We start from the raw sequence: 24865 nt of genomic DNA on the forward strand, positions 1-24865 counted from the left end.
CGCATATATTAATATGCAAATTACACATAAGGATCCTATGCGCATCGACGATATTGACGCTCTGCTGGCCACGGTGCAGTTTTCTTCCCTTAATCAGGCGGCGGACTATCTGGGGATCACCCAGTCGGCTATCACCCGGCGCCTGCAGCGTCTGGAGCAGGAGCTGAACGTCACGCTGTTGGCGCGTCAGACCCGCCCGCTGACCCTGACCGCCGCCGGTCAGCGGGTGTACGAGCAGTGCCTGAGCATTAAGCGCGAGACGAAAAAGCTTTACAGCCTGTTGGATCCGGAAGGCGAGCCGCGCGGCGCGCTGCGTCTCGGTGTACCGCAGAGTATCAGCGAGATCGCGCTGCCGGCGGCGCTGGCGGCGCTGAGCCAGCAGTTTCCCGCACTGTCCCCGCAGGTCGCCTGCGGCTGGAGCGGAGAGCTGCAGCGTCGGCTGGAAAACGGCGAACTGGATGGCATGCTGGCGATGGGCCCCGCCCAGCAGACCCTCGCCGAGGGCTACAGCGGGCGGCTGCTGTGTCCCCTGGAGGTGGTGCCGATTGCCGCCCGGCGTCTGAATCTGCGGGCGTCGTCGCTGCGAGAGTGCGTCGAACAGGGCTGGATCCTTAACCCCGATGGCTGTGGACTACGTGCCGGGCTCATCCGCGAGCTGCAAAGCCAGGGTCTGCGCCTGAAGCTTAACGTCGAGAGCGCGGGCGCCCAGCTGCAGATGGCGCTGGTGGCGCAGGGACTGGGGCTGGGTCTGGTGCCGCGGGCGGCGCTGGCGGCCAGCCCGTGGCGTGACGAGCTCGAGGTCGTCAACCTCAGCGACTTTCAGCCTGCGGTGTCGCTGTGGCTGATCCACGCCCGGTATCTGGCAAACCTGCAGTCGCCGCTGACCTTTTTCGCCAGCAAAGTGGTGCAGCAGCTGACAGTATCCGACTGAAAGCACAATGTATTTTTGTTTAATGCCAGTCTTGCATATTAAGATATGATAAAAATGCATTTTGTTCATTAACACACCCTGTATAGGGTAATGACCAGCGCCGCCGTCGCGGCCACTCCATTACCCTGACGCAAGGAGTTGTTCATGAGCATTCAGTTTCTCGGCATGATTGGCCATCGCCTCTCTTCCGAAACGATTGCCCCGGTGGGGCCGATCTTTGACCGCGACTATATCGTTCGCTTTGCGCAAACCCATGAAGCCGCCGGGTTTGATCGCCTGCTGGTGGGTCACTGGTCCGATCAACCCGACGGCTTTCTGGTGACCGCCCTGGCCGGACTGTCGACGCAGAAAATTCAGTACCTGCTGGCCCATCGCCCCGGTTTTGTCTCGCCGACCCTTGCCGCGCGCAAATTCGCCACCCTTGAGCATCTGCTGGGGGGCCGGCTGGCGGTGCATATCATCAGCGGCGGCAATGACGCCGAGCAGCGCCGGGACGGCGATTACCTCGATCACGACCAGCGCTATGCCCGCACCGACGCCTTCCTTGACGTCGTACGCCGGGTGTGGACCAGTGAGCAGCCGGCAGATATTCACAACGATTTTTATCAGGCCGAACAGGCCTGGTCAGCCATTCGTCCGCTGCAAAAGCCGCACCTTCCCATCTACTTCGGCGGTTCGTCGGAAGCGGCCATCGCTGTCGCCGGCAAACACGCCGACGTCTTCGCCCTGTGGGGCGAGTCGCTGGCGCAAACCGGCGAGACCATCCAGCGCGTGCGCGCCGAAGCGGCGAAACACCAGCGTGATATTGGCTTCAGCGTCTCGTTCCGGCCGATTATCGCCGACAGCGAAGCCGAGGCCTGGGAGAAAGCCGAGCATATCCTGCACGTCGCCACCGAGCAGGCGGCGCAGCGCGGGGGCGGGTTTAAGGCCAAACCGGACAGCATCGGCGCCCAGCGGCTGCGGGCCACCGCCGCGCAGGGCAGAGTGGTGGACAAACGCCTGTGGACCGGCATCGCCCAGCTGGTGGGCGGCGGGCATAACTCCACCGCGCTGGTAGGCACCCCGGAGCAGGTGGCCGATGCGCTGCTCGACTACTACGACCTCGGGGTGCGCAACTTCCTGATCCGCGGATTCGACCCGCTGAACGATGCGGCAGACTACGGCCGGGCGCTGCTGCCGATCGCTCGTGAAAAAGCCGCGCGGCGTGCGGTGGCGGAGCGCGCATCGTGATCCATCCTGAGCGCGACGACTGGGCGCAGCAGCTGACGGCGGTACGCCAACAGATGGCGGAGCAGGCGGCCAGTCTTGACGCCAGCGGCGACTTTCCCTGGCGCAATATCGACCCTCTGCGCGCGGGGGGCTGGTTAAGCCTCGCCGTGCCGCGTGCTTACGGCGGGGCGGGCGCCAGCCTGGCCCAGCTGCAGCAGGCCATCGCCGCCATCGCCTGGGGTGAGCCGGCGACGGCGCTGATCGTCTGCATGCAGTATCTGCACCATTTGCGGCTGGCGGAAAACGACGCCTGGCACGCGCCGCTGCGCCAGCAGGTTTTTCATGATGCCGTCGAACACGGCGGCCTGATCAACAGTCTGCGCGTTGAGCCGGATCTGGGCTCCCCGGCGCGCGGCGGCCTGGGACACCGTGGCGAGCCGCCGCGCGGACGGCTGGGACATCAACGGCCATAAAATCTATACCACCGGCATTGAAGGGCTGCGCTGGCTGGCGGTATGGGCGAGAAGCGATGAGAACCCGCCGCGGGTGGGCACCTGGCTGGTGCCTGGAGACAGCCCGGGGATTAGCGTGGTGAAAAGCTGGGATCACGCCGGGATGCGGGCTACCGGCAGCCATGAGGTGATTTTTCGCCACGTGCGGGTGGCGGCAGAGCATGCGGTGGATGTCTGGCCGGTCGATGCGCCACCCGCCTCCCAGGCGGAGCCGTTGCGCCTGTTCGCCAACCGACAGACGGCATTGCTGGCGGCGATCTATGACAGCATCGCCCGCGCCGCTCACGACTGGCTGGTGAGGTGGCTGGCGGGGCGGGTGCCCGCGGGTCTCGGCCATCCGCTTTCCCGCCTGCCGCGGGTGCAGGAGAAGGTCGGGCAGATCGCCGAACTGCTGTTGGTTAACCGCAGCCTGCTGGAGCAGGCCGCCACGCTGCGCTTTTCCGCCATCGAGGCCAACCTGGCAAAAGTCACCATCACCGACAACGCCATTCAGGCGGTGAATATCGCGCTCGAGCTGACCGGCAATCATGGCCTCAGCCGACAAAATCCGCTGGAACGCCACTACCGCAATGTGCTCTGCGGCCGGGTGCATACCCCGCAGAGCGACAGCGCCTGGCTGGCAGCCGGCCACTTCGTCTTTCAATCACAAGGATAATCACGATGCGTCTATCATTCTCAGGCCGGGTGGCGGCAGCGCTGATGCTGCTGGCGCTGGGCGGTTACGCGACGGCGCAGGAGCGGCTTACCCTGCGCATCGCCGATCAAAAAGGCGGCATGCGTTCGCAGCTGGAGGCGGCCAACGCCCTGCAAAACCTCCCCTACGACATTAAGTGGGCCGAATTTCCGGCCGCCGCGCCGCTGGCGGAAGCCCTTAACGCTGGCGCGGTGGACGCGGGGATCATCGGCGATGCGCCGCTGCTCTTCGCCCTGGCTAACGGCGCGCCGGTGAAAGCGATCGCCGTGGACAAAAGCAACCCGGCGGGGACCGCGGTGCTGGTTTCTCCCGGCAGCGCGATAAAAACCGCCGCCGGGTTAAAAGGCAAGCGCATTGCCACCGGCAAAGGGTCGATTGGCCATTTCGTGGCGCTGAAAGCGCTCGAGCAGGCGGGGATTTCACCGAAGGAGGTGCAGTGGGTGTTCCTCGGTCCGGTGGACGCCAAAGTGGCGCTGCTTAACGGTTCGGTGGACGCCTGGGCGACCTGGGAGCCCTACACCACCCAGATGGTGAAGACCAACGAGGGGCAGATCCTGGTGAGCGGCAAAGGGCTGCTGCCGGGGAATACCTTCCTTGCGGCAACGGATTCAGCGCTTAACGATCCGCAAAAGCGCGCCGCGCTGCAGGATTATCTCCAGCGCCTGGCCGGCGCCGAACGCTGGGCCTACGCCAATCTCGACAGCTACGGCAAAACGCTGGGGGAGATCATCCGCTTCCCGGCGGAGATCGCCCGCGCGCAGTTTGCCAACCGCCAGTCGCAGTGGCAGTCGCTGGCGGAGGAAACGGTGACCCAGCAGCAGGCGACGGCGGACTTTTATCTCGCCAACGGCCTGATCCGCACCCGGCTGGACGTGAAGCCGACCTTTGACCCCAGCTTTAGCGTGCCCGCCGGGCCGGCCCACGCGGAGGTAACGCCATGACCCCGTCCGCTTTTTCCCGTCGTCGTTTTTTAAAGCTAAGCGGTGGCCTGGCGCTGGCCGGGGTTTCCCTGCCGCTGTGGGCTCACGATATGGCGGAGATGGCCAGCGGCGATGCTCATCCGGCGCTGCGCCTGCCGCAGCCGTACAAGATCAAGCTGGCGATCAACAAAAGCGCGGTTTGCCTCGCGCCGGTCGCCGTCGCCGAGCAGCAGAAGATTTTCAGTAAATATAACCTCGACGTTGAGTTTGTTAACTTCGGCAACTCCACCGATGTGCTGCTGGAGGCGATCGCTACCGGCAAGGCCGACGCCGGGGTGGGGATGGCGCTGCGCTGGCTGAAGGCGCTGGAGCAGGGCTTTGACGTCAAGCTCACCGCCGGGACCCATGGCGGCTGTCTGAACCTGCTGACGGCCAAAGCGTCGCCGTTCAACGGCCTTGAGAGCCTGAAAGGGCAAACCATCGGCGTCACCGACATGGCCGGGCCGGATAAAAACTTCTTCGCCATCCTGCTTAAGCGCCACGGTATCGATCCGATAAGCGACGTGCAGTGGAAAGTCTACCCGGCGGATCTGCTCAGCGTGGCGCTGGATAAGCGCGAGATCGCCGCCATCAGCGGCAGCGAGCCGTTCAGCTATCGGCTGCTGGAGACCGGCAAGTATCAGCTGATCGCCAGCAATATGACCGGGGACTATGCCAATCTGAGCTGCTGCGTGCTGGGGGTGAGCGGGAGCCTGGCGCGGGACCATAAACCGGCCGCCGCGGCGCTCACCCAGGCAATCCTTGAAGCGCACAGCTATGCCGCCGAACATCCGGAAAGCGTGGCGCAATCTTTCCTCGCCCATGCGCTCAACACCAGTGAAGCGGAGGTAAGCGGCATTCTGCACGGACAGGGGCACGGCCACCACGCGGTGGGTGAGGCGTTCGTGAAAGAGCTGACGCAGTATGCGGTCGACCTGCAGCGGGTGCAGGTGATCAAACCGGGCACCGATCCCCATCAGTTTGCGGAGAGTATCTATGCCAACGTATTCGCCTGAGCAGGCGCTGGCGCGCCCAACCGGCCGCACGCCGCTGTGGGGAGAAGGGCTGCTGGCCGCCGCGCTGTGGCTGATGGGCGGCCTGTTCACCCTGGCCTGGCCCGATGCCGGGCGGCGCTGGCCGTTTAGCGAGGGCTGGGCGCTGGCGCAGTTCGCCTTCGGCGGCGGCTTGCTGCTGCTGGCGCTGAGCTATCGCTACTGGCGAGCGCGCGGCGCGCGCGTGCTGCATGCCGGCAAGTGGCTGGCGCTGCTGCCGGTGCTGTTCGCTGCCTGGGAAGGGCTGACCGCCAAGAGCGGCGTGCTGCCGGTGCCGTTTTTCGCGCCGCCGCAGGCGCTGATCGAGGTGCTGCACGACGACTGGCCGCGTCTGCTCGACAGCCTGCTGCACTCCCTGGGGCTGCTGGGGCTTGGGGTGCTGCTCGGCACCAGCAGCGGGTTCGTCACCGGTCTGGCCATTGGCTGGTCGCAACGGATAGGCTACTGGGTCCATCCGGTGTTACGCCTGCTGGGGCCGGTGCCGTCCACCGCGCTGCTGCCGCTGAGCCTGTTTATCTTTCCGTCAAGCTTCGGCGCCAGCGTGTTTTTGATTGCGCTGAGCACCTGGTTCCCGGTCACGGTGCTGACCTGGTCCGGGGTCATCGGCATTGACAGGGCGTGGTACGACGTGGCGCGGACGCTCGGCGCCAGCCAGCGTTTCCTGATCCTGCGGGTAGCGGTCCCCGCCGCGCTGCCGAACGTCTTTGTCGGCCTGTTTATGGGGCTTGGCGCGTCGTTTTCGGTGCTGATTGTGGCTGAAATGGTGGGGGTGAAGTCGGGGATCGGCTTTTACCTCCAGTGGGCCCAGGGCTGGGCGGCCTATCCCAATATGTACGCCGCGCTGCTGGTGATGGCCTTGCTGTGCTCCGGCCTGATCAGCGGATTATTTATGCTGCGCGATAAGCTGCTGAGCTGGCAGCGGGGAGGGATGCAATGGTAACCGCGACGTCAGGTTCGCAGACGATAGCGCGCGGCGCGGCGGTATCGATAAGCTATCTTCATCACGCGTTTACGCTCGGCAAACAGGCGGTGCCAGTGCTGGAGAATATCAGCCTGCAGCTGCGGCCAGGGGAAAGCGTGGCGCTGCTGGGCCCTTCCGGCTGCGGTAAATCCACCCTGCTGCGGCTGCTGGCCGGGCTGGAAGCGCCGCAGAACGGACAGATGCGCTTCGACGGCGCGCCGCTCGGCGCTCCGGGGCCGGAGCGCATACTGGTGTTTCAGGACCCGACGCTCTATCCCTGGCTGACGGTGCGGCAGAACGTGCTGCTGGGCCCGCAGGCGCAGGGCAAAAGAGGGCTGGAAGCAAAGGCCGACGCGCTGATTGACCGCATCGGGCTGCAGGCCTTCAGCGAAGCGTGGCCGCGGCAGCTGTCAGGGGGGATGGCGCAGCGCGCCGCGCTGGCGCGCGCGCTGTTGAACGAGCCGCGCCTGCTGCTGCTCGACGAGCCGCTGGGCAAGCTGGACTCGCTGACCCGCATCAGCATGCAGCGGGAGCTGATCGCCCTCTGGCAGCAGCAGGGGTATACCAGCCTGCTGGTGACTCACGATATCGAAGAGGCGCTGCTGCTGTGCGAGCGGGTGCTGGTGATGTCGCCGCGTCCGGGGCGGATTATCGCCGAGTTCGCGCTGCCGCTGGCCTTTCCCCGCCACCGCGATAACCCGCAGCTGCTGCAGCATCGTCAGGATATATTGCGCATCCTCGGCCAGGAGGAGGACTGGTAGGGTAAACGCACTCCCCGGTGGCGGCTGCGCCTTACCGGGCCTGCGAGTACGAGAGGAAGGGGAAGGACCGCAGGCCGGTGCAAGCGCAGCGCCGCCCGGCAATGGGCATCCGGCGCCATGAGAAAGATTAAAAATCCATCTTCACCGTGAACTGTACCTCACGCGGATCGCCAATCTGATTGCCGAGGTTATTGGTGCCGATGGAAGAGGTGTAATAGGTCTTATCAAACAGATTCTTCACATTCACCTGCAGCGTCACCGGATACTGCAGCTTCATCTTATAGGCGGCGAACACGTCCGCCACCGCATAGCCCGGTAGATAATAATCCGCGCCGTTGGTGCCGGAGCGCTTGCTGAGCGCATGGCCGCCGCCGCCCACCGTCAGGGTGTTGCTGTTGTAGACGTTATGAATGTCATAGGTCAGGAACAGCGAACCGGTGTGTTTCGGTACGTTCGGCAGCGGTTTCCCGGCGTAATCCGGATCTTCCAGCACTTTGGCGTCGGTGTAGCCGTAGCTGGCGATCACGCTGAGGTTATCGGTGATGGACCCCGCCAGATCCACTTCCACGCCCTGGGAACGCACCTTGCCCGCGGTTTTGGCCACCGTCTCATCGCCAATGCTCTCGGTGTACAGCACATTGCGCTTATGAATATCAAACAGCGCGATATTGGCGGTAATGCCCTCCAGCAGGTCGAATTTGGCGCCGACTTCGTAGGAGGTGGACTCTTCCGGCGGTAGCTCGCCGATATAGCTGGCGATCGACGACTGCGGCATAAACGACTGGGCGACATTGGCGAACAGCGACACGTTCGGCGTCACTTTGTAGACCAGGCCGGCTTTCGGCGTCCATTTCTCATCGCGGCTGTCGGTATTGACGTTAAACGGTCGGCCTTTACCGGCGTACTGGGTGTAATACTGGTAGCGCACGCCGGCGACGGCGATCCAGTTGTCGGTCAGGTACAGCGCGTCCTGCACGTAAGCGGCATAGCTCTCCTGCTGGATCCGCTGATCGCTGTCGGACGCGGAGACGGTATTGCAGGTGTCGAGGGTGCCGTAGACCGGATGATAGATATTAAAGCCTTTCACGTTCTTGCAGCGCAGCATATCGGTGCGCAGCAGATCGTAATTCTCATAGGCGACGCCAGTCAGCAGTTCGTTATAAAAGCCGCCCACCACCACGTTGCCCTGCAGGTCGGCGCGGGTCGAGTGCATCTTCTGCGTGGAGCCATGAGTACCATCGACCCGACGGGTCAGGTTGCCGGTCGCCGAATCATAAGCCATTACTCGCGCCTGGTTATCGTTATAGTGATCCTGGCTGTAGCTGTAATCGACGCGCGCGGTCCAGGCGTCGTTCAGGCGATACTCGGCGTTGAGCTGGGCGAGGTCGGAATAGCCATCGGTAATATTAAACGCTTCATCGAAGCGGGTTTTGCGATCGACGTTCACCGCATGGCCGGTATTCAGATCGAAAATAGTGCCGCGGTCAAAGGGCGCGCTGTAGTCGCGGTGCGAATAGGACGCGGTCACCGTCGCCCGGTCGCCAAACCAGGTCAGGGAAGGGGCGATAAAGCGGCTTTTGTTTTTACCGAAATTGCGCCAGTAATCTTCATTCTGATATTCCCCAATCAGCCGGTACGCCAGATTTGTGCCTTCGATGGGGCCGGTGACGTCGACGCTGCCGGTACCGCCGCCAAAGCTGGTGGACGTCGCGGAAACCGAACCGGAGAACTGGCGCTCCGGCCGTTTGGTGATGACGTTGATCAACCCGCCGGGGTCGAGAATGCCGTACAGCGTTGAAGCTGGCCCCTTCAGGACTTCCACCCGTTCGGTGGCGGCGTTAAAGCTGCGCGGCAGAACGGTGCGCAGGCCGTTGGTCATGATCGAGCCGTCGCGGTTAGCGCCGAAGCCGCGGCGGGTAAAGGCGTCCTGGGTGCCGCCGAGGGTGTTGGTTTGCACCACGTTGGCGACGTTATACAGCGCCTCGTCGAGCGAGGTGGCGTGCTGATCTTCGAGAACCCGATCGCTGACGGTATTCACCACCTGCGGAATATCCAGCAGCGGCATCGCGGTCAGCGTCGCGGTAGAGGAGCTGAGCGGTTGATAGCCGCTGGTGGCGCTCTGCTGGGCGCCGTCGGCCACCACGGTGATGGTCTCTTCCGCGTCGTTGTTACCTTTCGCCGCGTTATTTTCCGCGGCCATTAATCCCGGTGAGGCTAAAAAAAGAAGCGAAAAAAGCGCCCGCCCTTGCAACGAGGTGAAGGCGACATGGGGTTGAGTCATTATCTTTTTCTCGTGAACGAATCTGCCTTTGCGGTCAGATAAAGCCAATAAAATCATTGCCCTGAATAATAAAAACACGCGATTTAGCGTCTGAACGCGCCTTTATGTGTGTAATTGAGAATCATTCAACCATGAAGGAATGTAGTAGTAAACGTTATGCAAGATAAAAAATCAGCAGCGGAGAGCAGGGCGTTTTAAACACCTCCATCAGGGAATATCCTGTGGTTATCTATTTGATATTATTTTATTTTAATTCTATTGCGTTGGCGCGGCCTCGCTGTAGTCATCGTCCGCGCCTGAAGACGATGGCGACTATTGACTACTACATTCATCCCCGTCATGATCAAAAGAGAATGAGATTTATTTTGATTTGACTGCAGAATGTCCAGCCATCGCCTGGAACGCTGCGGCGCAGGAGCGAGTTATGCCACAGCGGGTGAAACCTGCAGAGCAGGGGATCGTACTGGATGCCCTGTCGGCCGGCTACGGCCAGACCCTGATCGTTGACGACATCAACCTGACCATCCCCACCGGCAAAATGACGGTGCTGGCCGGGGCGAACGGATCCGGCAAATCCACGCTGCTGTCGACCATCGCCAGGATGCTGAAACCGCTCGGCGGCTGCGTGCGTCTGGACGGGCAAGCCATTCATCAGATGCCGACGAAGGCCGTCTCGCGCCAGCTCGGCATCCTGCCGCAATCGCCGCTGACGCCGGAAGGGTTAACGGTTTTCGAACTGGTCTCGCGCGGTCGCTTCCCGTGGCAGGGGCTGATGCGCCAGTGGTCCGACGCCGATGAGCTGGCGGTGGAAGAGGCGCTGCGCTTAACGGGCACCCGCGAGTTCGCTCATCTGCCGGTGGACAGCCTCTCCGGCGGCCAGCGTCAGCGCTGCTGGATCGCCATGGCGCTGGCCCAGCAAACGGCCACGATTCTGCTGGATGAACCGACCACCTGGCTCGACCTGCGCTATCAGGTCGATATTCTCGAACTGCTCCAGACCCTGACCCGCGAGCATGGCCGCACGGTGGTGACGGTGCTCCATGACCTTAACTTTGCCGTCAACTATGCCGATCTGCTGGTATTCCTTAAACAGGGGCGCATCGCCGGCACGATTAGCGACGGTGAAGTCTGTAGCCCTGAGCTGATTAAACGCGTGTTTGACGTTGACGTGCAGATGTCGATTAACCCGCAAACCGGCAAACCGTTCTTTATGCCGTTTCGCGCCCGCCAGGCGGCGGCACAATGAGCGTGGTTAGCCTGCATCCCGCGCGGCGGCGCGCCCGTCCCCGGCTGGCGCTGCTCCTGCTTACGCTGCTGCTTATTGCCGGCTCGCTGGTGCATCTTGGCCTGGGCGCCCGCTGGATCGCCCCGCAGACGGTGCTGCAGGCGCTGCTGGAGTACAACCCGCGTAACTTCGATCAGCGGATAATCGTCGAACTGCGCCTGGTGCGGCTGGCGGCGGCGCTGCTGACCGGCGCGGCGCTCGGCGTCGCCGGGCTGCTGCTGCAGACGGTGATCCGCAACCCGCTGGGCGAGCCGCATATCCTCGGCCTTAACGCCGGCGCGTCGCTGGCGGTGGTGGCGACCTCTGCGCTGGGGCTCTCCTTCGGCGCTTTCCCCGCCGCGCGGCCGCTGACGGCCGCCTGCGGCGCGGCGCTGCTGTTCGGCGGGGTGATGGCGCTGGCCTCTGCCGGTCGCGGCGGAGCGACGCCGCTGCGCATCACGCTGTGCGGGGTAGCGCTGTCGGCGTTTGCGTCGGCGGTGACGGCGGCGATATTAATTCTCGATGAACAAACGCTGCTGGCGATGCGCACCTGGCTGGCGGGCGATCTGGCCGGGCTGAACTGGAGCACGCTGCGGACGGCGCTGATCCCGGCGCTGATCGGCCTTGGCGTTGCGCTGTTCCTTGCCCCGCGCCTCAACGTGCTGGCGCTGGGGGATAAGGTAGCGCTGGGCCTCGGCGTGAACCTCGTCCAGACCCGGCTGCTGGGCCTGCTGGCGATTGCGCTGCTCTGCGGCGCGGCGGTGGCGGTGGCCGGGCCGATCGGCTTCGTCGGACTGGTGGTGCCGCACGTGGTGCGTCGTCTGGTGACGGAAGATATCCGCCTGGCGCTGCCCCTGGCGGCGCCGGTGGGGGCGCTGGTGCTGCTCCTGGCGGATATCGCCGCCCGGACGCTGGTCGCCCCTCAGGAGCTGGCCACCGGGGCGATGACCGCCCTGGTGGGCGCGCCGCTGTTTATCTTTATCGCCGCGAGGTTTTTTAAATGATGCGCGCCGTCCATCGGGCCGGCTTTCGGCCGCTGGTTTTCGCTTCCCGCCAGCTGCTGCTGCGCCCGGCGGCGCTTAACATTGCCGCCTTAATGCTGCTGATGCTGCTGGCGCTGGGGCTGTACAGCCTCAGCCGCGGCAGCTATCCGCTGCCCGCGTCGACGCTGGCGCGGGCCCTGCTGGCGCCGCAGGAGATTGGCGAGCAGCCGCGCTTTATTCTGTTTGATATCCGCCTGCCGCGGATCCTGATGGCGCTGCTGTGCGGGGCTATGCTGGGGCTGGCCGGCGCGGCGATGCAGAGCATCACCCGCAACGGGCTGGCCGACCCGGGGCTGATCGGCGTCAAAGAGGGGGCCAGCATCGTGGTCCTGGCGCTGGTGCTGTTTTTCCCGGCGGTAGGCCTGGTCTGGCGGCCGCTGGCGGGAATGGTCGGCGGCGTGGCGGTGGCCCTGCTGGTCCTGACGCTGGCGCGCGATTGCTCGCGACCGCGCTTTATTTTAATTGGCGTTGGCGTCTCATGGACCCTGGCGGCGGCGGTCGGCATCTTTATGACCACCGCCGACGTTCGCGACGTGCAGACGGCGATGATCTGGCTGGCGGGCAGCCTGCAGGCCGCCACCTGGCCTCTGCTGGCGGTGGCCTTTTGCTGGGCGCTGCCCGGGGCCATCATCCTGTTCTGTACCGCCCGGGCGGCGGACGCGGCGCTGCTGGGCGACCGGACCGCCATCGGCCTTGGGGTGCGTCTGCAGCAGCTCACGCTGCTGCGCTTTTTCGCCCCGGTGCTGCTGACCTCGGCCAGTGTCTCCTGTGTCGGCAGCCTGGGCTTTGTTGGCCTGATGGCGCCGCATATGGCGCGTTTTGTGCTGCGCGGCGGCCAGGTATCGCTGCTGAGCGGAAGCGCGCTGATTGGCGCCTTGCTGGTGCTGGTGACCGATACCCTTGGCCGGCTGGCGTTTGCGCCGCTGCAGATCCCGGCGGGGATTGTTATTGCCCTGGTGGGCTGCCCGTTTTTTGTTGTCTTGCTCTGGCGTCGCCGCGATGCCCTTTAACCAGGAAGGTATTATGCGTTGGTTCGTCTCATTGCTGCTGTTGCTGACGGGGGCCGTCAGCGCCGCCGACCCACAAACTCAGACTTTTACCGATGATTTAGGCCGCACGGTCACCGTCCCGCTCCATCCGCAGCGTATCGTTTCGATGCACGATCTCGACATTACCATTCCGCTGATTGAGCTCGGGGCGCCGCCCATCGCCAGCCACGGCCGGACGCGGCCGGACGGCAGCCACTATCTGCGCTCCAGCGCCCAGCTCACCGGCGTCGATTTCGACAATAGCGATATCCGCTTTATTGGCACCGCCGATATCGATCTGGAAGCGGTGGCCGCCGCCAGGCCGGATCTGATCATCACCGAGCCCAGCCGTCACGTGTCGGTGGAGCAGCTGGAGAAGATTGCCCCGACGGTGAGCATCGACCATCTGCAGGGCAGCGCCCCGGAGATTTACCGCAAGCTGGCGCAGCTGACCGGCACCCAGCCGCGGCTGGCGATCCTCGAGCGCCGCTATCAGGAGCAAATCAAGCAGCTGAAAGCGATGGTTAACCCGTCGCAATACAGCGTCTCGGTGATCCAGGCGAACAACGGCAAGGTCACGGTGCATCATTCTTACCACGCGCTGGGCCGGGTGCTGCACGAGGCCGGGTTCCGCTTTCCGCCGTTGATTGAGCGGATCCCCGACGGCCAGCGAATTGACGTCAGCGCGGAACAACTGCCGGAGCTGGACGCCGATTTTGTCTTCGCCACCTGGCGGTCGGATACCGGCGGTAAGCCGCAGGATGAGCTGCAGGCGATGGAAGGCGTGATGCCCGGCTGGTGCGACTTTATGCGCGCCTGCCGCACCGGGCGCTATATTTTGCTGCCGCGGGAGGAGGTGATCTCCAACTCCTACGCCGCGCTCTCTCTGATGGTGGCCCAGGTGCAGTCGCATATTGCCGGCAGGCCGATCCCGGCGGAGGCCAAATGAAAAGCGCGGTAAAAAAAGAGAAGGGGCGGGTCGACCTGTTCGGCGAACGCTATCGCGCCCGGGCGCATCAGCTCTCTCCCCGCCTGCGGGCCGTGGTCAGCTATATCAACGACAACCGCGAGGTGGTGCTGGAGCAGACGGCGATGGAGATCGCCACCGCGACCCAGACCTCTGACGCCACGGTGGTGCGCGCCATCCAGGCGCTGGGCTTCGCCGGGCTGCGCGAGCTTAAGCAGACTATGGAGCGCTGGTTCGGTACCTCGGTCACCTCGGCGGAAAAGATGCGCTCGACGGTCACCGCTCTCGCCAGCGACGTCAATTCCAGTATTGATTTTGTGCTTGAAGGGCACCAGCGGGTCTGCGAGGTCCTGTCGCGGGCCGACAACCGCGCGGCGGTGGCCCAGGCGGTGGCGTTGCTCAGCGACGCGCGCCAGGTGGGGATTTTCGGCATCGGCGCCTCGGGGATCCTCGCCGAGTACACCGCCCGGCTGTTCAGCCGCATTGGCCTGCCGGCTTACGTGATGAACCGCACGGGCTTTAGCCTCGCCGAACAGCTTATCGGCCTGCAGCGCGGCGATGTGCTGATCATGATGGGGCAAAAATCCCCCCATCGCGAAGGGATGACCACCCTGCGCGAGGCGAAGCGGCTGGGAATTCCGACCATCCTGCTGACCCAGGCGGTGGACTCGCGCTTCAGCCAGGAGGCGCAGGTGGTGATCGACGTCCCGCGCGGCGGGGACAGTAGCCGGATGCCGCTGCACGGCACGGTGCTGGTCTGTCTGGAGATGATTGTCCTGTCGGTGGCCTCGACCACGCCACAAAAAACGGTGAAATCCCTGAAGCGAATCAACGACCTGCACCGGGCCATCGGTAAATCCGGCGGTAAACGGGCCAGTTGATAAGATAATTCACCAGCGGGAAGGTTTCCGGTTGCATACAAAAGTAAGTGTGTGTATTTTTATGCAAAATAAATGCATAAAAAGGATATCTCATGGTTAAGAATTTGCTCAAAGCGTGTTTCATGATGGCCGCGCTGACGGCAGCCGGACAGGCGGCTGCGGAAACCTACACCGTCGGCTCCGGCGGCACCTACCGGCCATTTGAATTTGAAAACAGCCAGAAACAGCTGGAAGGTTTTGATATCGACATCATCAAAGCCATCGCCAAAGCCGAAGGCTTTGACGTCAAACTGGTCAATACCCCATGGGAAGGTATCTTCGCCACGCTGAACACCGGCGACCGCGACATCATTATCTCCGGGATCACCATCACCGATAAACGCAAACAGATGGTCGATTTCTCCGCGCCGTACTTCCCGGCCGAGCAGTCTATCGTCGTCGCCCAGGATTCGCAGGTCGATTCCCTCGCGGCCCTGAAAAACGAGAAGGTCGGGGTGGTGAACTCCAGCACCGGCGATATCGTGGTCTCTGAGGTACTGGGCAAAAACAGCACGGCGATCAAGCGCTTCGACAATACCCCGCTGATGCTCCAGGAGCTGTTCGAGGACGGCGTCAGCGCCGCGGTGGGTGACGTCGGGGTGGTGAAGTACTACATCAAACAGCACCCGGAGAAGCAGTTCAAGCTGGTGCCGGATGCCAAATTTGAACGCCAGTATTTCGGTATCGCAGTGGCGAAAGGCAACAGCGAACTGCTGGGCAAAATCAACGCCGGTCTGCAGAAGATTGTTGCCGACGGAACTTACGCCAAAATCTATAAAACCTGGTTCGACGACAACGTGCCGACGCTGCCAGCGCAATAACCCACCTTTTTCAGTGACCACGGCTATCGCCCAGGCGATAGCCGTATTTTTTAGGGAAGGACTATGACGGGATTCCGTTGGGAGATCATCGAGGAGTACGGCCCGCTGTTTGTGGACGGCGCCCTGATGACGATTAAATGTACCATTATCTGCGTGATCCTCGGGACGCTGTGGGGGTTAACCCTCGGTCTCGGACGGATGGCGAAGGCCGAGCACGGGCCATGGAAATATATTCTCCGCTACCTGGTGCAGTTTCCGGTGCGCTTTTACGTTAGCGCCTTCCGCGGTACGCCGCTGTTCGTGCAGATCATGGTGGTGCACTTTGCGCTGGTGCCGCTGTTTATTAACCCGCGCGACGGCCTGCTGGTGACCAGCGGCCTGATGAGCGCCGACTTTGCCCGCGAGCTGCGCGCCAGCTACGGGGCGTTCCTCTCCTGCATTGTGGCGATCACCCTTAACGCTGGCGCCTATGTGTCGGAGATTTTCCGCGCCGGCATCCAGTCGATCGACAAAGGGCAGATGGAGGCCTCCCGCGCGCTGGGCATGCCGTGGTGGAAAACCATGCGCAAGGTGATCCTGCCCCAGGCGTTTCGCCGCATTCTGCCGCCGCTGGGCAACAACGCCATCGCCATAGTCAAAGACTCGTCGCTGGCCTCGGCGATAGGCCTGGCCGATCTGGCCTACGCCGCGCGCACCGTCTCCGGCGCCTACGCCACCTACTGGGAACCCTACCTGACCATCTCCCTGGTCTACTGGGTGATCACCTTCCTGCTGGCGCAGCTGGTTAACCGTCTGGAAAAGAGGTTTGGCAAAAGTGATTCACATTAATAACTTACATAAGCGCTTCGGCGACAGCCACGTGCTGCGCGGCATCAGCTGCGACATTAAACCGCAGGAAGTGGTGTGCATCATTGGCCCCTCCGGATCGGGGAAAAGTACCTTTCTGCGCTGTATGAACGCCCTCGAGACGGTCAGCGAAGGCGAGGTGGTGGTCAACGGCTTTGCCGCCCACGACCGCACTACCGACCTCAACAAGATGCGCGAAAGCGTCGGCATGGTGTTCCAGCGCTTTAATCTGTTCCCGCACATGACGGTGCTGGAAAACCTGATTATGGCGCCGATGAATCTGCGCAATATGCCGCGCCAGCAGGCGGTCGACCTGGCGGAAGCCTTGCTGGCGAAGGTGGGCTTAAGCGATAAGCGCGACGCCTGGCCCTCGAGTCTGTCCGGCGGCCAGCAGCAGCGCGTCGCGATTGCCCGCGCGCTGGCGATGAAGCCGTCGATTATGCTGTTCGATGAGCCCACCTCGGCGCTGGATCCGGAGCTGGTGGGCGACGTGCTGGAGGTGATGAAAAACCTCGCCAGCGAGGGGATGACCATGGTGATCGTGACCCACGAAATGGGCTTTGCCCGCGAAGTGGCCGACCGGGTGATCTTCATCGACCAGGGCGTGATTCAGGAAGAGGGCAAGCCGGGGCAGATCTTTAGCGCGCCGACCAACCCACGCACCGCCGCGTTCCTCAGCAAGGTGCTGTAAACCGAGCGGGCTGGCGCCAGGCCAGCCCGCTGAGCTCTGATCAGAAATGCATCACCATTATCGGGTTACAGAGCTTCCATTTTTGCCACAATCCGCATTTCCACAAGGGCATTTTCTGGAATGAACTCTGATACACCGATGGCGGTCCATGCCGGGTATGGCGCTTTTATATACCTATCTTTTACCTTAGAAAAAAGGTCTATATGTTTTTTTAGGTCAATATGAAAAGTCGTCATTTCAAGTATGTTTTCATAAGTTAATCCGGCAGCTTCTAAATAAACCCCCAGCTTATAAAAAGCATCATGAAATTGTTCTTCAGGATGCTGACTAATCGGTTTGTCTTTACGCGCGGCGGTAACGCCTGAAAGGTACACTGTGCCATCTGATTCGATGATGGGGGAGAAGTGCCAGTCATTAAAGTAATGTTGAAACTCTTCAGGAACTATCGACTTTTTCATGATTTTTCTCAAATGGATGATTTAAAAATGACAGCGTGCTCGAAGCGGTGATGTCCAAAAATACGGTTAAACAAGCTTAAACTATCTCTGCGGTCAGGGAGGCTGTTTGAGCATCGCGCATTCAATCAGCCACCTGCCCGTTGCTTTTGCTGCCAGGAAGACGGGCCGCAGTTGAAAATAAACCGGTGGAGCGTCTGATAAGCCGGATACTTAGCCCGGCGCCCATGGCGAGACATACCGCCATCGTTAGCAGGGCGACGATAAAGGCATGCGTGATGTTTGCGCCACTTCTCCCGTTTTCCAACATGCTGTAAAAAATGCCGCCGATGATGGCGACGCTTAGCGCCGTGCTGATCTGGAGCGTCGAGCTGGTCACGCCGGCAATCATCCCTGAAAACTCTGGCGCAACGCGGCCTGTCACCATCCGCACCAGCGTAGGCATCGCCAGTCCCTGGCCAAGTCCGGTGACAAAGAGCAGTAGCGCGAGAGGCAGCATGGGCGGAGACGTGCCCGTCATTGCGTTGGCAATCAACCCTGCAAGGCCTGCTAGCCCGGAAGTCTCGCATCCCATCCCTATTGCACTCAGATAATTTCCGGCAAAACGTCTCAGGAAAGGGGTCAGCAACGGACCGATAAGAAAGCCGACGCCAAAAGGCAGAAAAATCAGGCCCGCGTTCAGGGCGTTTAAATGTAGCGCGTCCTGGAGATAGACAGAAAACAACAGAAAAAAGGCGCCGATGGAATAAAACAGCAAAACGATCGCCAGTCCCTGGCCCAGGCCTGGGGCACGTAACACCGTCGGATTAAGCAGCGGAGAACCGCCATGCTGGCTAAGGCGACGTTCATAACGCCATAACAATGAGACCAGTAACGGGAAGGCCAAAAATGACAGCCATGTCCACCAGGGCCATCCCGCCTCACGGCCTTCAATCAGTGGCACAATCAGCGTGCTCAGCATGACGGTTGCCAGCAGCATACCGACCGGGTCGAGTTTCTGAGCAGATTGCGCCCGTGTCTCTTTTACCAGCGGCAGGCCACAGAGAATGACCAGCAGCGCCACCGGCAGGTTAACGAGAAAAATAGCTCGCCATCCCAGGTGAAACAGGTTCACTGAAATGAGAATGCCGCCCAACACCTGCCCGATAACCGACGCCAGACCAAATACTGCGCCATAGATACTCAGTGCTAGCGGTTTTTCCGCCTCCGGGAAAATAGCCTGTACGGAAGCCAGCGCCTGGGGTGCCATAATCGCGGCCGTGGCTCCCTGTAACACCCGTCCGGTAATCAGTACCCATGGTGACCAGGCTAAACCGCACAGCAGCGATGCGGCAGCAAAACCGACCAGCCCAAGAAAGAACATCTTTCCACGACCATATATATCACCCAGGCGGCCGCCGGTAATTAATGTGACCGCGTACACGGCAGCATAGGATGAAATGACCAGTTGTTCAGCGGAGGATGAGGCACCCAGCTCACCCTGAATGGCAGGCAGCGCAACATTGACTATAAAAAAATCGAGCGGCGGCAAAAACGCGCCGACCAGCAGGATGACAAACATTGCCCAGCGACGCGGCTCGGCTTGCATGATGGTAGGTGTCGACATTGTACACTCCATAGTGAATGGCCGCCGTCCTCGGTAAGAAACGGCTGTCGTGAGGGGGGGATCAGCGCATGCCGCCAGAGGCCAGAATCACCTCGCCGGTGACCCACCCCGCGTCGTCTGATGCAAGAAATGCGACAATTGGAGCAACATCCTGCACCTGGCCGATGCGTCCAAGCGGCGTCTGCTTTTCATTCCATATCTGAAAATCCGAGTTCATTGCGCCCGAAATATGGCTACCTTCCGTTTCGATAAGTCCTGGGTTGACCGCGTTGACGCGGATTCCTCGTGGGCCGAGTTCTCGTGAGAGTACACTGGTAATGGCGTCAATTGCGCCTTTGGTGCCGCTGTAGATGGCGCTCTCGGGGATAGCGACGCGAGTGACGAACGAACTGATGTTGATTATGCTGCTGCCCTTACCCAGATGCGGGGTGGCGGCGCCAACCAACAGCAGCGGGCCGAGAACATTGATGTCAAACTGCCTGCGATAGAGTGCTTCCGTACTATTTTCAATCCTGGCGAACTGATAGATACCGGCGTTGTTCACTACAATGTCGAGGCGCCCGAAGTTGCCAATGGCTGAGTTAACCAGCGCCTCGACCTCGGATGGATTGGTGACATCTGCCGCTACCGCCACGGCCCGTCCTCCGGCAGCTTCAATATCTGCAACAACCTTATCTGCACTGCTTCTGTTTGACGCGTAGTTGACGATGACCCTCGCGCCGTCAGCCGCCAGCTGACGGGCAATACCTGCTCCGATCCCACTGGATCCACCGGTCACAATGGCCACTTTGTCTTTTAATTTGTTCATATCTAAGCCTCCTGGAATTGTCGCCCTGAGCGGTATGGTTGAGGAGGCTATAGTGATATCGACAAAGTTGTTTTAGAACTGACGATTTTGTATATTCGATGTTCATTTTTGAACGGCGAGGCAATGGCATGGAATGGGGCGACGTCCGGGTGTTTCTTGCTGTCATGCGTAAGGGGTCTTTCGGGGAGGCGGCCCGTAGCCTTGGCGTAAGCCATCCGACGGTGGGTCGGCGGATAAAGGCGCTTGAGGCTGAGGCGCAGCAGGCACTGTTTCGCCGGACAAAGGAAGGGCTGGTGCTGACGGATGCTGGTGACAGAGTGTTGAAGCTGGCAGAGGCGGTCGAAAACTCCGCACTGGCGATGGAGCGACGCCTGGCAGGGAATCACGAACGTCTCGAAGGGATACTGCGGATATCTTGCGCTGAGTGGTTTGCTAACTATGTTCTGGCGCCGGTTCTGAGCGAGTTGACGCGCCGCCATCCAGCGATTGTACCGGAGATAATCGCGAGTTACCGTTTGCTTAATCTGTCGCGCCGTGATGCCGACATCGCGTTTCGCATCGTGCCCTTTACCGAACCGGATATTGTCCAGCGCCGCCTGATGACCATTCCCTATGCGCTGTATGGAACGCCGGATATGGCCGGGATCGCGCAACACGACCCGGCTGCAGTGGGGCTTATTCTGATGAATACGGCGCAATCCCATTTCTCTGACGTCGCCTGGCTGCTCGACAGGTTCCCTCAGTCACGGCGTGTGTTTACCAGTACCAGCCGGGCCGTACAGGCGCAGATGTGCCAGCGGGGGATGGGGATTGCCGTGCTGCCGCGGCCGCTTGGCGATGCCATCACCGGTTTGCAACCCATCAGCATGCCAGAGCCACCGCCATCCAAAAATATATGGGTGGGTTATCACTCTGACCTCCGGCATATGGACCGCCTGCGTGTCATGCTGGATATTGCCGATGTGTTGCTTGCGGATCCCGGGACGGCCGCAACGTGAGCTTACGGTTTACGGATGCCAGTCATGCTGTTGAACACGCCGTCACGTAGCACGAAAGCATGTAGCAACGCAGCCGCCAGGTGAAGCATCACTGTCGCGAATAATGCCAGAGCCACCCAGGTGTGAAGAGGCCGTAGTTCCGCATACCAGTCATTATTGACTCCCAGGATGGGGGGCAGGACGATCCCGTAACCAAGGGTGACGGGATATCCTGCAGCTGAAAGCATGGCCCAACCTATTAACGGTTGGACCAACATCATCAGATAGAGTACCCAGTGCGAAAGGTGGGCAATGCCACGCTGCCAGGCAGGGATGGTGGCGGGCAAAGAGGGAGTAGGCGTGGTGAATCGCACCCACAAGCGAACGATAACCAGGAGCAATATCATCACCCCCAGAGGCTTGTGGATCGACACCAACAGGCTGTGCAAGGAGGATACGGTCGAGACCATCGCCACGCCGATAAATAACATACTGAGGATCGCAGCGGCCATCAGCCAGTGAAGGACGCGCAGAGCCGGATGAAAGTAAGCAACCTGTTTCATAAATGCTCTCCTGCTTGTTGTGCCTGTTCATGCGTACGCAGATTGTAAGATTTGGCATAAGCCGATGAGCGTGCGTTAAGTATCGGGTCATCAGACGCGGCAATGCCATCAGGCAAGATCAAGGGATCGTAGTTAATGTCATTACAGGGTCCTTGCTGTTGAGGGATGGCCTTGTTTAAGACTAACGTTCCGGCATTAATCGTTTTCCGGTCTGCGGGCCAGGCTTTGGTGGAATCGTTACCTTTGTCATCCGCCTGAGCCAGCGTGAAAACTAAATCCCACTCCAGTGTGCCCTGTTCCAGACGTTGCTGAAGATCCTGTTGCAGAAAATCTTTGTTCTGTTTATCGATATCGCTTATGGGGACAAACCTGGTGTGCGGCACCATACTCCAGCGTACCAGATGTTCATTGCCAGTCTGATCGATCAGGCGAAAAGCATTCAGGCTGTTAAAGCGATCGCTGGCCCAGCTTGAAGAGGGGATGTATTGCTTTGCCCAGGCAAAAAAAGGCTTGATTTCCGGATGGCTCATGACAAAAGCATTTACTTTTTCCGGATTCGGCTTGCCGGTTTTGGCGTCTGGCAGCGTCGCGGTTTGAAGCTCATAGAAACTTTCGACGGAACTGACGGGGAAAAATGGCATGGCGTTCATCCCGGTTCGCCACTGTTCACCATTGGCCTGTGTAAAGGACAGCGCCATACTCCTGACAGGCACGGTATAATCCGGAGCTGCCGGATTACCTCCTGCAATAGCCAAGCGTCCTGTTACCGCGGTTTCGCCTTTGCTGAATAGTAAGGCGCGCGATAGCGTGCTGGCATTCCCGTTTGAGATAAAACTCCCCAGCACGCACATGCCTTTAGCATGATTCCGCCGATAGCCTTGATGAACGCCACCCGACTGTTGTAATACCGTGACAAGCTTATCCGACGTCAGCCTTTCAGGCGTAAGCCATCCACCAGCCCACAGGAATAATAAAATAAGGAACAGTGGAATAATGCCGACCAGCGCCAGACGCACTACTGTCTGTTTGTTTACCTGTACTTTGATATTCATAGTGTTAACTCATTCTGTCCACGATTTTTGCTAAACGAGAAGTGCATTCAGCCTGGTTGTTGTGCTTCTCTTTTTTGTCGAACGGTTAGCGACACGGTTGAAATACAAAAATAGAAAGCCCCAAAGGCCGCATAACCAACAATGTTGTCTACAGACGGTGGTTCTATTGTTCGGGACTGAAAAAGAAAAAAAGCACCTGCTAACGTAGACTGGGCGCCACTTAATATCATGCTCCATTGCGCACGATAGTTTTTCCAGCGCTGAACCGCTGCGCCCAACTGTAGTAGGCCTGATAATATTGCCCAGCAACCGAATATCCGAATCACAACATTTATGCTGCTATTGATAGCCAATATCACCGCCAGCGTTGTGACGGCGCTTACGATAATATTGACCGTCTGCATCCGGTTACGGCCGAATCCACCGTTTCTAATCGCATCAATGTAATTCGCTATCGCATCCCAGGCGGGATAAAGAATTAACAAAAATGAGACCCAAAAATAAGAATGCCGGGCAGCGATAAATGTGGAAACAGCCCATAAAATCGAGAAGATGGTGCGGGAAAAATAATACTGTCTGAGCCAGCTCTGCTGATTCCCCTGATGAATACTGTCGGTCATTTTAACCCTCTCAAGCTGGCATGTTGGACAAGCGAAGCATCGGCGTGAGCTTCTTTCTGTTAGTAAACCTACTAGTAGGTAGGTAAAAGATCAACATGTTTTGATGCAATCCAGGTGAGGTCATCAAAGCGGTATCGAGGTGTGAGAGGTAAGGGACCGTTTTGCAACAAGTGTTGCCCGGTAAGTCACCGGGCAATCGTCAGGCGACTTTTATGATTTTGTTTATCAGAGGCCAGGCAATCTGATCAAACACCAGCGGATTATTGAATGCCCGCGCTGCCAGCATGGCACCATGTATACCAGCCATCAGGGCTCTGGCTTCTACTTCCGCCGTTTCATTAAGTTTGAAAACGCCCTGGGTTTCACCCGCCCTAAGTAACGATGCCAGCCAGTCAGTGAGATCGCTGAAATGGCCAGTGACCTCAGCGGCAATATCGGCAGGTAATGTCGGAAGCTCAACGGCAAGCATTACACAGATGCAAAATGACGAAGTACCATCCTTGATACAGGCTGACCAGAAATCGGCGTACCTTTTCACTTTGATCAGTGGATCGTGTATTTGCTGATCCATGGCCTCCATGCCCGCCCGGGCTTCTGCACGGTACTCCTGTACAACAGCATGAACTAAATCTTCTTTGCTGGGAAAATGATGATGGATACTGGCTTTACGAATTCCCACGCGCTCAGCAAGATCGGCATAGCTAAAACTTTTATACCCTCCGACGGTGAGCAGCTGTCTCGTATTTGCCATAATTTCTCGCGCTTTCGGCGAACGTTCGATCATTTCACGCTCCAGCAATCATTGCGGTGAAAAAGTGCGCTATCTACAGCGGGTTCTATTCAGCCGGGACAACCTACTGGTAGGAAGTGAGATTGTCAAATTTCCTCTCCTGCCAGCAGCCCGCAAGCTCCTCAGATCTCAACGTTCAAACTGCCGACGCATAATAAACAAACGCCAGCTTATTGCCGTCGGGATCGCGGACGTAGGCGCTGTGAAAGCCGTCGCCATACTGCGGTCGGTGACCGGGCGCGCCTTCGTCACGTCCGCCGAGTTGCAGGGCGAGGGCATGCAGTTCCGCAATATGTTCGACGGAGCGGGCGTTAAGCGCCACCATCGTTCCATTGCCCACCCCGGCAGGCTGCTGATCAAAGGGGACGCCCACGCACAGCCCGCAGGTCTGGTTGCCGTTGAAGGTGCCCCATGAGGCGCCTTGTTCGTTACGGCCGGCTTTGGCGTGCCCCAGCAATGCCATTAACGGGTCATAGAACTCGATGGCGCGTGGTAGATCGTTCGTTCCCAGCATAATGTATGAAAACATAGTGTCCTCCTGTTGCGGGCAAAAAGGTGACTTTCGCCCGCTTACTGCGTGAAGCGGATGGCAACAGACCCGGCGCTGCGCTCAGCCTCGCCATGGTACACCGCCTCAATATTATTCCCCTGCGGATCCAGCACAAAAGCGGCATAGTAACCAGGATGATAGTGTCGTTCGCCAGGCGCGCCGTTATCGCGTCCGCCATGGGTCAGCGCCGCATGGTAAAAAGCGTCCACCATGTCGCGATCTCTGGCCTGGAACGCCAGATGGTGGCGCCCTGTCAGTTTCCCGGCGGCCTCCGGGCTGTGGCGTGAGGCCACCACCAGTTCGTCAGCCAGCAAGTATTCATTGGCGGTGGCGATCGCCGGGATCTCCAGCGCCGACAGTACGGCGGTATAGAAGTTTTTGCTTGCCTCAAAGTCTTCGACAACCAGCAGAATATGATCGATCAATCTGCCACGATGTAACGTATTACTTTCCATATGATTTCCTCCTGGCAGGGGGGCCGGCAATGGTTAACAGCAGTGAGCC

Annotated in this window: 23 protein-coding genes and 3 pseudogenes; 16 read left to right on the top strand and 10 right to left on the bottom strand. The window is 60.1% G+C overall.

What is annotated here, in order from left to right:
- The first annotated feature begins 37 nt into the window (after positions 1-37).
- The 7 genes and pseudogenes from ABLV04_RS10165 to ABLV04_RS10195 all read left to right on the top strand — a co-directional run bounded on the left by ABLV04_RS10165 (position 38) and on the right by ABLV04_RS10195 (position 7079).
- The gene (locus tag ABLV04_RS10165; RefSeq protein ID WP_050533322.1) at positions 38-931 is read left to right on the top strand and encodes a LysR family transcriptional regulator; all 894 of its coding nucleotides are present in this window, start codon (positions 38-40) and stop codon (positions 929-931) included.
- 144 nt (positions 932-1075) lie between these two features.
- Positions 1076-2171, top strand: a pseudogene (locus ABLV04_RS10170) (LLM class flavin-dependent oxidoreductase).
- Positions 2158-3307 (top strand): annotated as a pseudogene (locus ABLV04_RS10175) (acyl-CoA dehydrogenase family protein). Before ABLV04_RS10170 ends, ABLV04_RS10175 begins: the two co-directional pseudogenes overlap by 14 nt.
- A gap of 5 nt (positions 3308-3312) precedes the next feature.
- Positions 3313-4287 (top strand): ABC transporter substrate-binding protein, encoded by a 975-nt coding sequence (locus ABLV04_RS10180; protein WP_023290055.1) that lies wholly within the window; start codon positions 3313-3315, stop codon positions 4285-4287.
- Positions 4284-5321, top strand: coding sequence for an ABC transporter substrate-binding protein (locus ABLV04_RS10185; RefSeq protein ID WP_044523770.1), 1038 nt, complete (start codon positions 4284-4286; stop codon positions 5319-5321). The genes ABLV04_RS10180 and ABLV04_RS10185 overlap by 4 nt, the downstream gene beginning before the upstream one ends.
- Positions 5302-6297 (top strand): ABC transporter permease subunit, encoded by a 996-nt coding sequence (locus ABLV04_RS10190; protein ID WP_348815664.1) that lies wholly within the window; start codon positions 5302-5304, stop codon positions 6295-6297. Before ABLV04_RS10185 ends, ABLV04_RS10190 begins: the two co-directional genes overlap by 20 nt.
- A complete protein-coding gene (locus tag ABLV04_RS10195; protein ID WP_180265605.1) occupies positions 6291-7079 on the top strand; it encodes an ABC transporter ATP-binding protein in 789 nt (262 codons plus the stop codon). Before ABLV04_RS10190 ends, ABLV04_RS10195 begins: the two co-directional genes overlap by 7 nt.
- A gap of 127 nt (positions 7080-7206) precedes the next feature.
- On the opposite strand, the gene ABLV04_RS10200 is transcribed toward ABLV04_RS10195, so the two are convergent.
- Complete coding sequence (locus ABLV04_RS10200; protein WP_180265657.1) at positions 7207-9279, bottom strand: TonB-dependent siderophore receptor; 2073 nt, start codon at positions 9277-9279, stop codon at positions 7207-7209.
- 505 nt (positions 9280-9784) lie between these two features.
- On the opposite strand from ABLV04_RS10200, the gene ABLV04_RS10205 reads away from it, so the two are divergent.
- The 8 genes and pseudogenes from ABLV04_RS10205 (at position 9785) to ABLV04_RS10240 (ending at position 16940) form a co-directional block, all read left to right on the top strand.
- Positions 9785-10606, top strand: a complete 822-nt coding sequence (locus tag ABLV04_RS10205) for an ABC transporter ATP-binding protein (protein WP_087827094.1) — start codon at positions 9785-9787, stop codon at positions 10604-10606.
- Complete coding sequence (locus ABLV04_RS10210; protein ID WP_085551005.1) at positions 10603-11628, top strand: iron ABC transporter permease; 1026 nt, start codon at positions 10603-10605, stop codon at positions 11626-11628. Before ABLV04_RS10205 ends, ABLV04_RS10210 begins: the two co-directional genes overlap by 4 nt.
- Positions 11625-12677 carry an iron ABC transporter permease gene (locus tag ABLV04_RS10215; protein WP_048297701.1) on the top strand — a complete coding sequence of 351 codons (1053 nt, stop codon included), beginning with the start codon at positions 11625-11627 and terminating at the stop codon, positions 12675-12677. Before ABLV04_RS10210 ends, ABLV04_RS10215 begins: the two co-directional genes overlap by 4 nt.
- Positions 12667-13644 carry an ABC transporter substrate-binding protein gene (locus tag ABLV04_RS10220; protein ID WP_348815667.1) on the top strand — a complete coding sequence of 326 codons (978 nt, stop codon included), beginning with the start codon at positions 12667-12669 and terminating at the stop codon, positions 13642-13644. The genes ABLV04_RS10215 and ABLV04_RS10220 overlap by 11 nt, the downstream gene beginning before the upstream one ends.
- Positions 13610-14543: pseudogene (locus ABLV04_RS10225) on the top strand (MurR/RpiR family transcriptional regulator). The gene ABLV04_RS10220 and the pseudogene ABLV04_RS10225 overlap by 35 nt, the downstream one beginning before the upstream one ends.
- Positions 14544-14635: 92 nt before the next feature.
- On the top strand, positions 14636-15403 hold the full coding sequence (locus ABLV04_RS10230) for a basic amino acid ABC transporter substrate-binding protein (RefSeq protein WP_008804504.1): 768 nt from the start codon (positions 14636-14638) through the stop codon (positions 15401-15403).
- A gap of 63 nt (positions 15404-15466) precedes the next feature.
- The gene (locus ABLV04_RS10235) at positions 15467-16231 is read left to right on the top strand and encodes an amino acid ABC transporter permease (RefSeq protein WP_004151161.1); all 765 of its coding nucleotides are present in this window, start codon (positions 15467-15469) and stop codon (positions 16229-16231) included.
- On the top strand, positions 16218-16940 hold the full coding sequence (locus ABLV04_RS10240; protein ID WP_004189541.1) for an amino acid ABC transporter ATP-binding protein: 723 nt from the start codon (positions 16218-16220) through the stop codon (positions 16938-16940). The genes ABLV04_RS10235 and ABLV04_RS10240 overlap by 14 nt, the downstream gene beginning before the upstream one ends.
- A gap of 65 nt (positions 16941-17005) precedes the next feature.
- On the opposite strand, the gene ABLV04_RS10245 is transcribed toward ABLV04_RS10240, so the two are convergent.
- The 3 genes from ABLV04_RS10245 to ABLV04_RS10255 all read right to left on the bottom strand — a co-directional run bounded on the left by ABLV04_RS10245 (position 17006) and on the right by ABLV04_RS10255 (position 19809).
- Positions 17006-17398 carry a RidA family protein gene (locus tag ABLV04_RS10245; RefSeq protein WP_023290045.1) on the bottom strand — a complete coding sequence of 131 codons (393 nt, stop codon included), beginning with the start codon at positions 17396-17398 and terminating at the stop codon, positions 17006-17008.
- 121 nt (positions 17399-17519) lie between these two features.
- Positions 17520-19001, bottom strand: a complete 1482-nt coding sequence (locus ABLV04_RS10250; RefSeq protein ID WP_348815669.1) for an MFS transporter — start codon at positions 18999-19001, stop codon at positions 17520-17522.
- A gap of 61 nt (positions 19002-19062) precedes the next feature.
- Positions 19063-19809 (bottom strand): glucose 1-dehydrogenase, encoded by a 747-nt coding sequence (locus tag ABLV04_RS10255; protein WP_023290043.1) that lies wholly within the window; start codon positions 19807-19809, stop codon positions 19063-19065.
- Between the two features lie 128 nt (positions 19810-19937).
- Between ABLV04_RS10255 and ABLV04_RS10260 the strand changes: the two genes are divergently transcribed.
- A complete protein-coding gene (locus tag ABLV04_RS10260) occupies positions 19938-20807 on the top strand; it encodes a LysR family transcriptional regulator (RefSeq protein WP_008804510.1) in 870 nt (289 codons plus the stop codon).
- A gap of 2 nt (positions 20808-20809) precedes the next feature.
- Here the strand turns inward: ABLV04_RS10260 and ABLV04_RS10265 are convergent, their stop codons facing one another.
- From ABLV04_RS10265 to ABLV04_RS10290, 6 genes are all read right to left on the bottom strand, one after another.
- Positions 20810-21349 carry a cytochrome b/b6 domain-containing protein gene (locus ABLV04_RS10265; RefSeq protein ID WP_023290042.1) on the bottom strand — a complete coding sequence of 180 codons (540 nt, stop codon included), beginning with the start codon at positions 21347-21349 and terminating at the stop codon, positions 20810-20812.
- Positions 21346-22401 carry a catalase family peroxidase gene (locus tag ABLV04_RS10270; RefSeq protein WP_048297697.1) on the bottom strand — a complete coding sequence of 352 codons (1056 nt, stop codon included), beginning with the start codon at positions 22399-22401 and terminating at the stop codon, positions 21346-21348. The genes ABLV04_RS10265 and ABLV04_RS10270 overlap by 4 nt, the downstream gene beginning before the upstream one ends.
- Positions 22402-22448: 47 nt before the next feature.
- Positions 22449-23021, bottom strand: a complete 573-nt coding sequence (locus ABLV04_RS10275) for a DUF308 domain-containing protein (protein WP_023290040.1) — start codon at positions 23019-23021, stop codon at positions 22449-22451.
- 199 nt (positions 23022-23220) lie between these two features.
- Positions 23221-23805, bottom strand: a complete 585-nt coding sequence (locus ABLV04_RS10280) for a TetR/AcrR family transcriptional regulator (protein ID WP_023290039.1) — start codon at positions 23803-23805, stop codon at positions 23221-23223.
- 142 nt (positions 23806-23947) lie between these two features.
- Positions 23948-24340, bottom strand: coding sequence for a VOC family protein (locus ABLV04_RS10285; RefSeq protein WP_087827091.1), 393 nt, complete (start codon positions 24338-24340; stop codon positions 23948-23950).
- 41 nt (positions 24341-24381) lie between these two features.
- The gene (locus tag ABLV04_RS10290) at positions 24382-24816 is read right to left on the bottom strand and encodes a VOC family protein (RefSeq protein ID WP_065881391.1); all 435 of its coding nucleotides are present in this window, start codon (positions 24814-24816) and stop codon (positions 24382-24384) included.
- Positions 24817-24865: the final 49 nt, after the last annotated feature.

The sequence above is a fragment of the Klebsiella sp. JN_Kp127 genome (assembly GCF_040062505.1).
Lineage (GTDB): Bacteria > Pseudomonadota > Gammaproteobacteria > Enterobacterales > Enterobacteriaceae > Klebsiella > Klebsiella quasipneumoniae.

Excerpts from the sequence above, each read along its gene's own strand:
- ABLV04_RS10165 (WP_050533322.1), top strand. The coding sequence starts at position 38 with ATGCGCATCGACGATATTGACGCTCTGCTGGCCACGGTGCAGTTTTCT.
- ABLV04_RS10180 (WP_023290055.1), top strand. The coding sequence starts at position 3,313 with ATGCGTCTATCATTCTCAGGCCGGGTGGCGGCAGCGCTGATGCTGCTG.
- ABLV04_RS10185 (WP_044523770.1), top strand. The coding sequence starts at position 4,284 with ATGACCCCGTCCGCTTTTTCCCGTCGTCGTTTTTTAAAGCTAAGCGGT.
- ABLV04_RS10190 (WP_348815664.1), top strand. The coding sequence starts at position 5,302 with ATGCCAACGTATTCGCCTGAGCAGGCGCTGGCGCGCCCAACCGGCCGC.
- ABLV04_RS10195 (WP_180265605.1), top strand. The coding sequence starts at position 6,291 with ATGGTAACCGCGACGTCAGGTTCGCAGACGATAGCGCGCGGCGCGGCG.
- ABLV04_RS10200 (WP_180265657.1), bottom strand. The coding sequence starts at position 9,279 with ATGGCCGCGGAAAATAACGCGGCGAAAGGTAACAACGACGCGGAAGAG.
- ABLV04_RS10205 (WP_087827094.1), top strand. The coding sequence starts at position 9,785 with ATGCCACAGCGGGTGAAACCTGCAGAGCAGGGGATCGTACTGGATGCC.
- ABLV04_RS10210 (WP_085551005.1), top strand. The coding sequence starts at position 10,603 with ATGAGCGTGGTTAGCCTGCATCCCGCGCGGCGGCGCGCCCGTCCCCGG.
- ABLV04_RS10215 (WP_048297701.1), top strand. The coding sequence starts at position 11,625 with ATGATGCGCGCCGTCCATCGGGCCGGCTTTCGGCCGCTGGTTTTCGCT.
- ABLV04_RS10220 (WP_348815667.1), top strand. The coding sequence starts at position 12,667 with ATGCCCTTTAACCAGGAAGGTATTATGCGTTGGTTCGTCTCATTGCTG.
- ABLV04_RS10230 (WP_008804504.1), top strand. The coding sequence starts at position 14,636 with ATGGTTAAGAATTTGCTCAAAGCGTGTTTCATGATGGCCGCGCTGACG.
- ABLV04_RS10235 (WP_004151161.1), top strand. The coding sequence starts at position 15,467 with ATGACGGGATTCCGTTGGGAGATCATCGAGGAGTACGGCCCGCTGTTT.
- ABLV04_RS10245 (WP_023290045.1), bottom strand. The coding sequence starts at position 17,398 with ATGAAAAAGTCGATAGTTCCTGAAGAGTTTCAACATTACTTTAATGAC.
- ABLV04_RS10250 (WP_348815669.1), bottom strand. The coding sequence starts at position 19,001 with ATGTCGACACCTACCATCATGCAAGCCGAGCCGCGTCGCTGGGCAATG.
- ABLV04_RS10255 (WP_023290043.1), bottom strand. The coding sequence starts at position 19,809 with ATGAACAAATTAAAAGACAAAGTGGCCATTGTGACCGGTGGATCCAGT.
- ABLV04_RS10260 (WP_008804510.1), top strand. The coding sequence starts at position 19,938 with ATGGAATGGGGCGACGTCCGGGTGTTTCTTGCTGTCATGCGTAAGGGG.
- ABLV04_RS10265 (WP_023290042.1), bottom strand. The coding sequence starts at position 21,349 with ATGAAACAGGTTGCTTACTTTCATCCGGCTCTGCGCGTCCTTCACTGG.
- ABLV04_RS10270 (WP_048297697.1), bottom strand. The coding sequence starts at position 22,401 with ATGAATATCAAAGTACAGGTAAACAAACAGACAGTAGTGCGTCTGGCG.
- ABLV04_RS10275 (WP_023290040.1), bottom strand. The coding sequence starts at position 23,021 with ATGACCGACAGTATTCATCAGGGGAATCAGCAGAGCTGGCTCAGACAG.
- ABLV04_RS10280 (WP_023290039.1), bottom strand. The coding sequence starts at position 23,805 with ATGATCGAACGTTCGCCGAAAGCGCGAGAAATTATGGCAAATACGAGA.
- ABLV04_RS10285 (WP_087827091.1), bottom strand. The coding sequence starts at position 24,340 with ATGTTTTCATACATTATGCTGGGAACGAACGATCTACCACGCGCCATC.
- ABLV04_RS10290 (WP_065881391.1), bottom strand. The coding sequence starts at position 24,816 with ATGGAAAGTAATACGTTACATCGTGGCAGATTGATCGATCATATTCTG.